This is a genomic window from Actinomadura sp. 9N215, assembly GCF_044326345.1.
Taxonomy (GTDB): Bacteria; Actinomycetota; Actinomycetes; order Streptosporangiales; family Streptosporangiaceae; genus Spirillospora.
In genome coordinates, this window is record NZ_JBIRBA010000031.1 from 74204 (window position 1) to 87034 (window position 12831).

The 12831-nt window shown below is 72.6% G+C and carries 10 protein-coding genes; 4 read left to right on the plus strand and 6 right to left on the minus strand.

What is annotated here, in order from left to right; translation table 11 throughout:
• Position 1 precedes the first annotated feature (1 nt).
• Positions 2-1036: a zinc-binding dehydrogenase gene (locus tag ACH34T_RS36880; protein WP_396025622.1), complete on the plus strand. Its 1035-nt coding sequence runs from the start codon at positions 2-4 to the stop codon at positions 1034-1036.
• A 128-nt stretch (positions 1037-1164) separates the two neighbouring features.
• On the opposite strand, the gene ACH34T_RS36885 is transcribed toward ACH34T_RS36880, so the two are convergent.
• Complete coding sequence (locus ACH34T_RS36885; RefSeq protein ID WP_396025623.1) at positions 1165-3597, minus strand: M28 family peptidase; 2433 nt, start codon at positions 3595-3597, stop codon at positions 1165-1167.
• A 423-nt stretch (positions 3598-4020) separates the two neighbouring features.
• Here ACH34T_RS36885 and ACH34T_RS36890 point away from each other — a divergent pair, with 423 nt between their 5' ends.
• Together ACH34T_RS36890 and ACH34T_RS36895 are read left to right on the plus strand one after the other, a co-directional pair.
• A complete protein-coding gene (locus tag ACH34T_RS36890; RefSeq protein ID WP_396025624.1) occupies positions 4021-5529 on the plus strand; it encodes a PAS domain-containing protein in 1509 nt (502 codons plus the stop codon).
• Positions 5493-6056 (plus strand): PP2C family protein-serine/threonine phosphatase, encoded by a 564-nt coding sequence (locus tag ACH34T_RS36895; protein ID WP_396025625.1) that lies wholly within the window; start codon positions 5493-5495, stop codon positions 6054-6056. Before ACH34T_RS36890 ends, ACH34T_RS36895 begins: the two co-directional genes overlap by 37 nt.
• A 23-nt stretch (positions 6057-6079) precedes the next feature.
• Here the strand turns inward: ACH34T_RS36895 and ACH34T_RS36900 are convergent, their stop codons facing one another.
• Positions 6080-6985, minus strand: coding sequence for a LysR family transcriptional regulator (locus tag ACH34T_RS36900; protein ID WP_396025626.1), 906 nt, complete (start codon positions 6983-6985; stop codon positions 6080-6082).
• A gap of 87 nt (positions 6986-7072) precedes the next feature.
• Here ACH34T_RS36900 and ACH34T_RS36905 point away from each other — a divergent pair, with 87 nt between their 5' ends.
• Complete coding sequence (locus ACH34T_RS36905) at positions 7073-7522, plus strand: ester cyclase (protein ID WP_396025627.1); 450 nt, start codon at positions 7073-7075, stop codon at positions 7520-7522.
• Here the strand turns inward: ACH34T_RS36905 and ACH34T_RS36910 are convergent.
• The 4 genes from ACH34T_RS36910 to ACH34T_RS36925 are packed head-to-tail and all read right to left on the minus strand — an operon-like array spanning position 7519 to position 12800.
• Entirely contained in the window at positions 7519-9132 is a 1614-nt protein-coding gene (locus ACH34T_RS36910; RefSeq protein ID WP_396025628.1) for a dipeptide ABC transporter ATP-binding protein, read from the minus strand. The genes ACH34T_RS36905 and ACH34T_RS36910 overlap by 4 nt on opposite strands.
• Positions 9129-10118 (minus strand): ABC transporter permease, encoded by a 990-nt coding sequence (locus ACH34T_RS36915; protein ID WP_396025629.1) that lies wholly within the window; start codon positions 10116-10118, stop codon positions 9129-9131. The genes ACH34T_RS36910 and ACH34T_RS36915 overlap by 4 nt, the downstream gene beginning before the upstream one ends.
• Entirely contained in the window at positions 10115-11086 is a 972-nt protein-coding gene (locus ACH34T_RS36920; RefSeq protein ID WP_396025630.1) for an ABC transporter permease, read from the minus strand. Before ACH34T_RS36920 ends, ACH34T_RS36915 begins: the two co-directional genes overlap by 4 nt.
• Before the next feature lie 10 nt (positions 11087-11096).
• Complete coding sequence (locus ACH34T_RS36925; RefSeq protein WP_396025631.1) at positions 11097-12800, minus strand: ABC transporter substrate-binding protein; 1704 nt, start codon at positions 12798-12800, stop codon at positions 11097-11099.
• Positions 12801-12831 lie beyond the last annotated feature (31 nt).

The window sequence follows — 12831 nt, forward strand, 5'->3', positions numbered from 1 at the left end:
GATGCGAGCCACCCTCATCTACGGCCGGGGCGACGTCCGGGTCGAGGAGGTGCCCGACCCCGTCCTCGCCGCGCCGACGGACGCGATCGTCCGGGTGACCCGCGCCTGCGTCTGCGGCAGCGACCTGCACCGCTACCGGGGCATGGACCCGGTGACCGAGGGCCTGCGCATCGGCCACGAGTTCATGGGCGTCGTCGAGGACACCGGCACCGAGGTGAACACGGTGCGGCGCGGCGACGTCGTCCTCGCCCCCTTCCTCTGGACCGACAACTCCTGCGACTTCTGCCGCGACGGCCTGCACGGCTCCTGCCGCAACGGCGGGCGCTGGGCGATGAACGGCCTGGACGGCGGCCAGGGCGAGGCGGCCCGCGTCCCCCAGGCGGACGGCACGCTGATCAAGCTGCCGATCGGCGCCGACGACCCGCTGATCCCCTCGGTGATGGCGCTGTCGGACGTCCTTCCCACCGGCCATCACGCGGCGGTCACCGCAGCCGTCGGGAAAGGCTCCACGGTCGCCGTCATCGGCGACGGCGCCGTCGGGCTGAGCGCCGTGCTGTCCGCCGCACGGCTGGGCGCGGAGCGGATCGTCCTGCTCGGCCGCCACACCGCCCGCACCGACCTCGGCCGCCGGTTCGGCGCGACCGACGTGGTGCCGGAGCGCGGCGAGGAGGCCGTGGCCAAGGTGCGGGAGCTGACCGGCGGCGACGGCGCGCCCCACGTGCTCGAATGCGTCGGGAACGCGGCCGCGTTCGAGACGGCGCTGGGGATCGTCCGCGACGGCGGCACGATCAGCCGGGTGGGCGTCCCCCAGTACTCCGAGGCGCGCCTGGACTTCGACGTCTTCATGCGCAACCTCACCATCACCGGCGGCGTAGCCCCGGCCCGCCGGTACATCCCGGAACTGCTGGCCGAGGTGCTCGACGGCACGATCACGCCGGGCGAGATGTTCGACCTGTCCGTGGATCTCGACCACGTCGCCGACGGGTTCCGGGCGATGAACGACCGCGAAGCGCTCAAGGCCCTCGTCCGCCCCTGACCCCTGGGGCATCAGGCTGCGCGCACGAGTGTGCCCAGTCCGGTCTCCCTACCCCTGGAGACAGACCGGACCGGGCACGGTTCCAGCAGTGCTGAAGGCTGATGCTTCAGCCGGTAGCCGGACGCGGGCTAAGCGCCCACGGCGACCTTCCACAGTGCGTAGGCGAGCGCGTCGGAGAAGCGGTCGAGCGCCGTCGTGTTGACGTTGCCGGGGTAACTGTCGCAGGACTGGTGGTAGCACCGGTCGAACGCCTGGTTCGCGGTGCCGCCCCACTTCTGCGCCTGGGCGGCGGTCTTCCTGGCCGGAGCGCCGGTGAACAGGAACGTCGTGGCTATTCCGGCGTCGCGGAACGACCCGTCGTCACTGCAGCACTCGGCGACCTCCTCCGTCGGCACGTTGATCGAGTCGAAGTACTCCTTCACGTTCTTCGCCAGCGGCGAGTTGAGGTTGTCGATGAAGTAGCCCGGGTTCGGCGAGCCGACCATGTCGAGGTTGAAGTAACCCTTGATCTTCGACCGGTCGGCGGCCGGCAGGCGGCTCACGTAGAACTTCGAGCCGCGCAGGCCCTGCTCCTCGTCCGTCCACCAGGCGAAGCGGACGTGGTTGAGCATGGTGGGCTTGGTCTGGGCGAGCTGGAGCGCCGTCTCCAGCAGCGCCGTGGACCCGGTGCCGTTGTCGTTGATGCCCGGACCCGCCGCGACGCTGTCGAGGTGGGCGCCGAACATGTAGACGTTGCTCTCGTTCCCGCCGGGCCAGTCCGCGATCAGATTGGGCCCGGCGCCGCCGCTGCATCCGGACGAGCAGGCCTGGCGGGTCACGGTGAACCCGGCCGCCTTCAGCTTCTGCTCGATGTAGGACACCGATCCGAGGTAGCCGGCACCGGTGGAACGGCGCGTACCGCCGTTCTGCGAGGCGATGGTCTGGAGCTGCTGCAGGTGCGCCTTGACGTTCTCGACGTTGATGTCAGGCGCGGCCAGTGCTTTTGGGGACCCACCACCCACGGTGTACGCGGAGGGAGCACCCGCGGTGCACGTCGGCTCGCCGGACTGCGCGCCGAGCTGGACGGCGTCCCACGCCGCCTTGACCTTGTTGAACTGCGCGCAGGTGGCGTCGAGGTTCTTCGCCGCGGTCAGCGTCAGCACCCGGTACCGGCCGTAGCTGGTGCCGGACGTCTTCAGCATCATCGCGTTGTAGAAGATCTTCGCGGCGTTCATGACGCCGATGCCCGTCACCTGGCCGCCCTGGCAGACCGGGCTGTTCGGCTTGCCGCCGCCCGGCTGGGAGCCCTCGGCGAGCAGGTAGAACCAGTGGTTGCCAGGACCGGCCGCCTTGTGGACCTCCATGCGCGGCACGGACGCCGAGTAGCAGTTCGGGTCGTTATTGACCTGCGACGGGTTGTACATGTTGCGGATCGGGCCGCGCCCGACCAGGTTGACCAGCTCGCCGACGGTGTAGTCGGGGGTGTCGGCCGGGTTGTTGAGGGAGTGCTCGGTGACCGCGCCCCAGACGTCCCCGACGAACTCCTGGGTGCCGCCGCCGGACATGCCGCCCGGGGTGAAGTTGTCCAGCCCGTGGCCGAACTCGTGGTTCACCACGTCGGTCGAGGTGATCCACTGGTTCTGCTGGTTGTGGCCGAACTGGGCGTCGGTGCCGTTCCAGTAGGCGTTGACGGCGTTGAGGCCGACCCTCGCCGGGGCCCACTGGTTGTTCCGCAGGCCGGTGCGGCCGAAGGACTTCAGCAGGTCCCAGAAACCGCCGGCGGAGTACATGACGTCCACGCAGCCGGATTCCTTGTCGGTCTTCGACGAGCTGCCCCAGACGTCGTCCGGGCCGGTGAAGATCCGGTTGCCGCTGAAGTCGGCGCACGTCAGGCCGGCCCGGTTCGGGTCGCGCATCGAGTAGGTGCTGCCGGACTGGGTCGTCCCGATCGTCAGGTTCGGGCCGCCCCAGATGCCGGTGCCCGTGCCCGCCTGGATGGTCTCCTGCTCGGCGAAGCGCTTACCGGTCAGGGCGTCGACGTAGACCTTCTTGCGGCTCGGCTCCTTGCCTTCGCTTCCGGAGACGACCGTCTCCCATGCGAGCCTGGGCTTCGCCAGCGCGTGGACGACGAGGCGCGGCTTGAGCTCGGCCTTGTCCGGCTTGGCGACCGCGGTGCGGGAGCTTCCCGCCGCCTTGGTCCCGTCGACCTTCGGGGTGGTGCCGACCGTGATCTGCTGCTTCTGCGCGACGGACAGCGTGCGGACGCTGCCCTTCGCGTCGGTGGCGATCACGAAGTCGCCGCCGACCACGGGGAGCCCGCGGTAGGTGCGCTCGTAGGCGACGTAGTACTGGTCCCAGGGCGTCCCGACGACCTGGGTCCGGATGTACTGCTCGTCCTTGCCGGTGTGCAGGTCGGCGGCGTTGCCGGCGATCAGCCGGTCCGCCGTCGCCATCGCGGCGGTCCGCGGATCGGGGCCGGCCTTCTTGCTGCTCTGGGTGGACGTCATGGCGGGAGCCGCCATGCCCGTGACCGCGAGCGCGGTGACCGTCGTGATCACCAGGAGATGACTTCTGCGTTTCACAGCCGCATGCCTCCATATGGGCGGGGGTGAGGCCGCCCCGTGGAGTCGGGGCGGCGGCCGACGCGACGGCGGACCGGGGTGGCGGCGCGCACGTACTGGGGAGCAGCGCGCCGCGCCGGACGGCCATCACGTCTTGCAAAGACGAGATTGACACCTCATGAACGCCTACGGGCCATCACATTTGGGCATAACTTCCAGCAATGCAGGGGTGAACCAGGCCCTATTCAGCGATCGCCGGCCAAGAAATGTCACGCCGTGGCCGTCCTCGGCCAGCGCGGCAGGGCACGGAGTTTCTCCGGGCGGGCCCGATCCGGCCGAAAGGCCCATGGGCGGCCGCGCCAATGAACCCGTGCAAAATACGGCCCGGCATCGTGGGTAGGGACGGGATGCCGCGGATGCGGCGGGCCGACCGGGGGACGCGTGATGCATGGCGAGCGGGGGATGGAGTGGGTCGCGCTTGAGGCGTTCGACCCGACGCCGGTCGCGGTCGCCCTGACGATCGGGCCCGACCACCGGCTCGCGTACACCAACCACGCCTACCGGACCCACGTCGGCGACCATCCGCTCGGCCGGCCGATCGCGGAGGCGTTCAGCGAGCAGGCGGGGCGCGGCTACCGCGCCCTGTTCGACCAGGTGCTGGCCACCGGGGAGCCGGCCAGCCTCGTCGAGGCGCCGGTCCGGGCCGCCGGCGGCGGCCCGGACCGGTTCCTGTCCGTCAGCCTGTCCCGGTTCAGCCACGGGCGGCCCGGGGTGCTGGTGATCGCGGTGGACGTCACCGAACAGGTCGTCGCGGCCCGCCGGGCCGACCGGGCCACCAAGGAGCAGGAGCGCCTCCGGCGCCGGTTCGAGAGCCTGGTGTGGCTGAGCGCGCAGATCGTGTGGGTCGCGGACCCGTCGGGCCTGGTGACCGAGTCGAGCGGGATCTGGGAGCGGGTGACGGGCCAGAGCTGGGAGGAGTACCGCGGCGAGGGCTGGTCGGACGTGCTGCATCCCGACGACCGCGAGCCCGCGCTGCGGTCGTGGGTCGAGACGTGCCGGCAGGCCCGTCCCTGGCACTACACGTACCGGGTGCGCAGGCGGGACGGCGAGTACCGGCATTTCGACGTCCACGCCGCGCCCGTGTTCGAGGACGGCGTCGTCGTCGAATGGGTCGGCACCTGCACCGACGTCGAGGACCAGTGGCAGGAGCGGCAGCGCGCGGAACTGCTCGACCGCGCCGCGGCGGCGGCCGGGGAGCAGACCGAGCTGGCCGGGATGTTCGCCGCGCTCGCGGACGTGCTCGTCCCCGCGCTCGCCGACGGGTGCGGCGTGCACCTGCTGCCCGACCTCGTCGACCGTCCGGCGGGGGCCCCGATCGTCGCGCACCGCATCGCGACCGCGTCGCGGGACGATGTCCGGCGGCAGCCGCCGACCGGCGAGGAGCGCTTCGCCCCCGACAGCGGATTCGCGCGCGCGATCAAACGGCGGCGTCCGCTGCACCGCACCTTCCCGCCGGGCCGCCCGCCCGCGGATCTGCTGCCCAACACCACCGTCGCCTGGCTGACCCAGGCCGAGGCCACCAGCGTCGTGCTGATGCCGGTGATCGTCGACGGGACCGTGGCCGCGGCGGTCACGGCCGCCCGGCGCGGCGACCGCGCGCCCCTCGGGCCGGACGACATCGCCCTCATGAAGCAGGTCTTCAACCACACGCACGACGCGCTGAGCGGCGCCGTCCAGTACCACCGCACGCAGCAGCTGGCGCTGGCCCTCCAGCACAGCCTGCTCGCCGACCCGCCCAGGCTCGCGGACCTGGAACTCGCCGCCCGGTACCTGGCGCCGCCGCGGCCGGGGTCGGCGGCGACTGGTACGACTCGTTCGTCCTGCCGGACGGTGCGACGGCGCTGGTCATCGGCGATGTGGCCGGGCACGACCTGGCCGCCGCCGTGGAGATGAGCCGGCTGCGCAACATGCTGCGCGTGCTGACCGCCGACCGCCTCACCCCGCCCTGCGAGATCCTGCGCCGCCTCAACATCGCCATGGAGACGGTGGATCCGGAGGCCACGGCGACCTGCGTCCTGTCCCGCGTCGAGGAGGCCGAGCCCGGCGGGTGGCGGCTCAACTACGCCGTCGCCGGGCACCCGCCGCCCCTGCTGATCAGCGCCGGCGGCGACGCCCGCTTCCTGGACGCCGTCGCCGACCCCCTGCTCGGCTCCCCCCTCGACCGGCCCTACCGCTGCGCGACCGAACCGCTGCCGCCCGGCTCCACCCTGCTGCTCTACACCGACGGCCTCGTCGAACATCCCGGCGAGGACCTGGACACGAGCCTGGACCGGCTCCGCGGCCACGCGGCCGACCTCGCGGACCGTCCACTGGAGGACTTCTGCGACGACCTCCTGGACGCCATGCCCAGCACCGGCACCGACGACATCGCCATGATCGCCCTGCGTGTCAGCACCCAGGCCCGGCACCAGGGGCCTTGAGCCACAACGTCGCCAGGCCAGGTTCAGGTGCTGTGGAGGCGGGCGGCCTGGTCGTGCAGGGCCGTCATCATCGCCTGGGCCTGGGCGGACGGGCGGGGCCGGGTCACGGCGACGGTCGCGCGGCCGGTCCAGTGGCCGTCGGTGACGGCCACGGCCTGAACGCCCGCAGGCAGCGCCGGCAGGGCCTGGACGGGAACGACCGTGACGCCCAGCCCGGCCGCGACCAGGCCGAGACGTGTCGACCAGCTGCGCGCGGTATGGACCACGTGGGGATCGGGCAGGGTCGGCCAGGCCCCGAACTGCGGCTCGCCGGCCGCGCCGTCCCCGGCGATCCAGTGCTCCTGGGCCAGGTCGGCGACGGTGACGGCGGTGCGGCCCGCGAACCGGTGCGCGTCCGGGACGGCAATCCGGAGATCGCCCTGGAGCACGGTGGTCTGCCGCAGCTCGCTCAGGTCGTAGTCCGGCAGGCCGTGGCCGACGCCGATGACCGCGACCTCCAGGCGTCCGGTCCGCAGCCGCCGGAGCAGCGCGGGCGTCGACGCCTCCTCCAGGACCACGGCGAGGCCCGGATGGCCGGACGTGACCTGCGCCATCGCCCGCGGGATCAGCGCCATGGCGGCGGTGGGGTAGGCGCCGACGGTGAGGCGGCCCGCGAGCCGGTCGCGCAGGCCCGCGAGCTCCTGCTCGGCCGCCGCCAGGTCGGCGAGGATCTCCGTCGCGCGCCGGACGAGCACCTGCCCCGCCGGGGTCAGCGCCGCCCCCCGCCGGCCGCGGTCGAAGATCGGCGCCCCGGCCGCGGCCTCCATCGCGGCGACCTGGCGGGAGACGGCCGACTGCGTGTAGCCGAGCAGCTCGGCGGCGCGGGTGAACGATCCCGCGGCGGCGACCTGGTGCACGACCCGCAGGCCGGTGAGGGTGAACTCCGCCATGGCGCGGAGCCTAACATGCGTTCTCCTCATGGAAACGGTGCCAAACCATCGTTGGACAGCATGTCTGACGGCAGGCAGGCTGGAGCCATGACACAGCAGCGATTCACTCGGGACGAACTCGTGGCGCGCCTCGTCCGCGCCGGGGAACTGGAAGTGTCCGGCGAGGATCTGGCCGAGGCCGCGACGTACTTCGACACGGAGAAGTTCCGCTTCCACGGACCGGACGGCTTCGAAACCGACTTCGACGGGCTCAACGACTACTTCGCGGCGGTGCGCGACGCCTTCGACGACCGGTCGATCCGGCGCGGCATCGTGGTGGCGGAAGGCGACCGCCTGGCCTGCCAGACCTGGATCGAGGGCACCTTCGTCCGCGAGTTCAGCCGGTCGCCGGCCGGTCCGGTGCCGCCCAACGGCGAGCGCGTCGTCTTCGACCTGATCAACATCTTCCGGTTCGACGACCGGGGCCGCCTCGTCGAGGAATGGGTGAGCACCGACAACCGCGCGCTCCTGCGCCGGCTCGGCGCCGAAGGACGCTAGCGGGACGCCGAAGGGCGAGGGCCCGCCGGGGCCAGCACCGGGACGGCGTCGAGCAGCGCCTTCGTGTAGGGGTGCCGCGGCGAGCCGAAGACCTCGTCGGTGGCGGCCAGTTCCACGATCCTGCCGTCGCGCATCACCGCCACGCGGTCGCTGACCTGGCGGACCACGGCGAGGTCGTGGGAGACGAAGACCAGCGTCAGCTGGAACTCGTCCTGGAGGTCGGCGAGGAGGTCCAGGACCTGGGCCTGGGTGGAGACGTCCAGGGACGTGACCGGCTCGTCGCAGACCAGCAGGCGGGGACGCAGGGCCAGGGCGCGGGCGATGCCGACCCGCTGCCGCTGCCCGCCGGAGAACTCGTGCGGATGGGCGCCGTAGCGCGCCGGGTCCAGGCCGACGCGTTCCATCAGGGCGCGGGCCGTCTTGGCCGGGGCGGCCTCGCCGTGGACGCGCAGCGGGTCCGCGATGCTCTCGCCGACGGTGCGGCGCGGGTTCAGGGACGCGCCGGGATCCTGGAAGATCATCTGGAGGTCGCGGCGGAGGGGGCGCAGCCGCCGTTCGGGCATCCCGGCCAGCTCGTGCCCGTCGAAGGCGACGCCGCCCGAGGTGGGTTCGAGGAGCCGCACGAGCAGCCGCGCCAGCGTGGTCTTGCCGCTGCCGCTCTCCCCCACGATGCCCAGGGTCTCGGCCCGGCGGACGTCGAAGGTGACGCCGTCCACGGCCGGGACGGTCCGGCGGCGCAGCGGCGGCCCGAGGACGAAGTCGCGCCGCAGATCCGTGACGCGCACCAGCGGCTCGCCCGACGCCGATCCCGGAGCCGGTGCCGGTGCCGGTTTTCTGGTGCGCGGGGCGTCGATCCGCGGGACGGCGGCCAGCAGCTCGCGCGTGTGGGGCGCCCGCGGCTCACGCAGGACGGCGTCCACCGGCCCGTGCTCGACGGCCTCCCCGTCGTGCATGACCAGGACCTCGTCGACGCTCCCGGCGATCACCCCGAAGTCGTGGCTGACCAGCAGCAGCGCCATCCCGGTGTCGGCGCGCAGGTCGTTCAGCAGGGTGAGGATCTGCGCCTGGACGGTCACGTCCAGCGCGGTGGTCGGCTCGTCGGCGACGAGGATCGGCGGTTCCAGCGCGAGCGCCATCGCGATGAGCGCGCGCTGGCGCATGCCGCCGGAGAACTCGTGCGGGTACGAGCGGGCGCGGCGCGCGGCGTCGGGGACGCCGACCCGGTCCAGCACCTCGACGGCCTTGGCGCGGGCGGCCTTGCGGGCGGCGCCGGTGTGGACGCGGTACACCTCGGCGATCTGGTCGCCCACCCGCAGGTACGGGTCGAGGGACGACAGCGGATCCTGGAAGACCATGGCGATCCCGCCGCCGCGCAGCCGCCGCAGTTCGGCGTCAGGGGCGGTGAGGACATCCGTCCCGGCGGCGACGATCTCGCCGGTGACCTCGGCGCCGCGGTTCAGCCGCAGCAGCGACATCGCCAGGGTGCTCTTGCCCGAGCCCGACTCGCCCACGACGCCGAGGGCCCGTCCGGCGGCGAGGTCGAACGAAACGCCCCTGACCGCCTCGAAGCCGCCGAACCGCACCCGCAGGTCGCGCACGCGCAGCGTCATGCGAGCCGCACCCGCGGGTCGACGACCGCGTGCAGCAGGTCGGCGGCGGTGTTGGCGAGCACGACGACGGCGCCCGCGAGCACCGTCACCCCGACCACGACCGGCAGGTCGACCGAGTTGACCGACTCGACGGTGAGCTTGCCGATGCCGGGCAGCCCGAACATCGTCTCGGTGAGGACGGCGGCCGTCATGATCTGCGCGACCTCCACGGCGGTGAGGGTGACGAGCGGGGCCAGCGCGCCGCGCAGCGCGTGCCGCCTGATCACCTGGCGTTCCCGCAGGCCGTAGGCGCGGAAGGTGCGGATGTGGTCCTCGACGAGGGTCTCCAGGGCGCCGACCCGGCTGATGCGGGCGTAGACGGCCGCCTGGATGAGGGCGAGCGCGAGCCACGGCAGGATCAGGTTGCGCGCCCACTCCCCCGGGTTCTCGGTCAGCGGCACGTACGCGGGGAACGGCAGCCACTGCAGATACGCGCAGAACACCAGGAGCAGCACCAGCCCGATCAGGAAGACCGGTGTGGAGTATCCGAGGAGGGTCACGCCGGTCAGGATCCGTTCGGTGATCCGTCCCCGGCGCAGCGCCGAGAGCAGCCCGGCGGAGACGCCGAGCAGCAGCGCCAGGGCCTCCGCGCCGAAGGCGAGGGACGTCGAGACGGGCATCCGGTCCAGCAGCATCGCCGTGACGGGCTGGTCGGTCTGGAAGGAGTAGCCGAGGCAGGGCGCGGCGCAGTGGTCCACGTCCGGGCCCGCGGAGTAGTCGCGTCCGACGACGAGCCCTTCCAGGAAGTGCCAGTACTGGAGGAGGACGGAGTCGTCCAGGCCGAGCTTCTGCCGGGTCAGGGCGAGCCGTTCGCCGTCGCAGCCCTTGCCGCAGGCGAGCACGGCCGGGTCGCCCGGCGTCAGGTAGAACAGCGCGTACACGATCGCGGAGAGGCCCAGCAGGACCACGACGGCGGCGCCCGTCCGGCGCAGCAGATACCAGATCATGCGTCGCCCCGGCGGAGATCCGCGCCGCTCCAGCGCGGGTCCAGGGCCTTGCGCACCCCGTCGGCGAGGACGGTGAAGGCCAGCAGCGTGACGAACAGCAGCCCGCCCGGGACGATCACGTACATCGGGTCCGTGCGGAACCAGGTCGTCGCGGTGGACAGCATCTGCCCCCAGGACGGCGTCGGCGGCCGCACGCCCGCGCCGAGGAACGACAGCCCGGCCTCGCTGACCATGTTGAGCGGCACCTTGAGCGCGACGAGCACCAGCAGCGGCGCGGTCAGCCCCGGCAGGATCTCGCGGACGGCGATGCGGCTCGGCCTCGCCCCGCTGAGCCTGGCCGCGTCCACGTACTCGCGGGTGCGCAGCGACAGCGCCTGGTTCCGGGTGAGGCGCGCGACGTTCCCCCAGCTGACGGCGGTGATGACGCAGGCGAGCAGCAGCGGGCGCGGCACGGACTGCGGGACGATCGCCATCAGCGCCAGCGCCAGCAGGAAGTGCGGAAACGCCAGCGACAGCTCGATCAGGCGGCTGAGCACGGCGTCGGCGCGGCGCCCGCCGAACCCGGCGCCTAGCCCGACCGCGACGCCGACCAGCAGCTCCAGGACGGTGGCGCCGATCGCGACCCCCAGCGAGACGCGGGCGCCGTGGACGACGCGGGCGAACACGTCCCGTCCCGTCGCGGGCTCGACGCCCAGCCAGTGGTCGGCGCTCAGCCCGCCGAACGCGCCGCGCGGCGCCCCACCCCGCTCGGAGTCGAGCAGCTCGCTGTGGAAGGTGGTGGGGTCCTGGCCTTCGAGGGCGCAGAGCAGCGGCGCGGCGAGCGCGGCCGTGATCATCAGGACGACGGTGGCGAGGGCGGCCATCGCGGCCCGGTCCGCCCGCAGGCGCCGCCACGCCTGCCGTCCCCGGGGCGGGGCGTCCCGCGCCGGCTCCGCCCCGGGCGCGGCCTCCCTCTCCAGCAGCGTCACGGCCGGAGGGTCACTTCACCGAGACCGTGGAGACGTCGTACCAGCCGCGCCACTGGTCGATGTAGGCGTTCTTGACGTCCTTGCCGTAGAGCACGACGGTCCGGGGGTGGTAGAGCGGCACGAGCAGCGCCTGCCCGCCGATCCTGGCGTCCAGCGCGCCCCACCTGGGCGCGGCCTTCGCCGGGTCGGTGAGCTGGTTGATCGCGTCGATCTCCGCGTTGACCGCGGGGTCGTCGAACTGGGCGAGGTTGAAGTTGCCGCCGTCGCGCAGGATCTGCCGGCCGTCGAAGATCGGGATGAGGAACGGGCCGCCGGCCGGCCAGTCCGCGCCCCACGACTGGAGGGTGAGCGGCGGCTGGGTGGCGGGCTTGCCGGCGATCGTCCGGTAGTCCTCCTCGCCGAGCGGCTTCTGCTTGACGGTGACGCCCGCCTGCTTGAGCGCGTCCTGCACGGCGGCGGCGACCTTGGGCCCGTAGCCGCCGGCGTCGGAGTTGGGGAACGCGAGCTCGACGGTCAGCCCGTTCGCGTGGCCCGCCTGGGCGAGCAGCTCCTTGGCCTTGGCCGGATTCCCGTTCGGGCCCGCCGGGAAATGGTCGTATGGCCGGTGCCCGAACGCCTTTCCCTCGGGCAGGAAGGTCGTCGCGGGCGAGGCGAGCGAGCTGCCGCCGACCGCGTTGACAACGGACTGCCGGTTGGTCGCGTACGCGAACGCCTGCCGCACGCGGATGTCGTCGAACGGCTTCTTGGTCGCATCGAACGCCAGGTACTTGGTCTCCCCGAACACGCCCCTGGCCACCCGCTTGGCGAGTCGCTGATCGCTGCCGAGCCGCGCGAGCTGCTCGGGCCCGACGGGCGTGTCGGTGGTGATCGCCCCGGCGTCCGCGCCCGCGCCGCTCACGAGCCGCTGGTTGATGACCGTCGCGTCCAGTCCCGCGGTGACCTCGATGCGGTCGGGGCAGGCCAGCCGCTGGCCGTCCACGGACCGCGACCAGTGCGGGTTTCGCGCGAGGAGCAGTTTCTTGCCCGGCTCGTACTTCTCGACCTTGTAGGGGCCGCTCGACACCGGGGCGTTGGTGTACTTGGTGCCTGTGTCCTTGGCCTTCGGCACCGGGGCGAACTGCGTGGCGGTGGCGAGGTAGGGGAAGTCGCCGTGCGGCTGCCGCAGCCTGAAGACGATCGTCCTGGCGTCGGGCGTCTCGATCGACTTCAGGTGGGCGCCGTCGTAGGGGCCCTTGTAGTCCTCGCCGCCGATCAGCCAGTCGTGCAGGTACGGGGCGCCGCCCGGGAGGTCGGGCGAGAACGAGCGCTCGATGCCGTACTTGACGTCCGCGGACGTGATGGGCGTGCCGTCGTCGAACTTCAGGCCGTCCTTCAGCGTGTACTTCCAGGTCTTGGCGTTGTCGCTGGGCGTGCCGAGGTCGGTGGCCAGATCCGGGACGGGCTTGTTGCCCGCCTCTCCGGCGACCCGCTGCCGCGTGGTGAGCGTGCGGTAGACGAGCGTCGGCAGCGCGCCGCCGCCCGAGGTGTAGAGGCGCGCCGGGTCGAACTCGTCCAGCCCGCCCTGGTTGAGGACGGTCAGCGTCCCGCCCTGGCAGTCGTCCCGGTCGAACGACGACGCCCCTCCGGCCTCGGCGCCGGAGCCGCCGCACCCCGCCGAGGCCGTGACGATCGCCAGTAACGCGGCGCCGAGCAGGACGGTCGGTCTCACCCTCATGGGAGCAGCCTCTTTCACTATTCCTACCTAA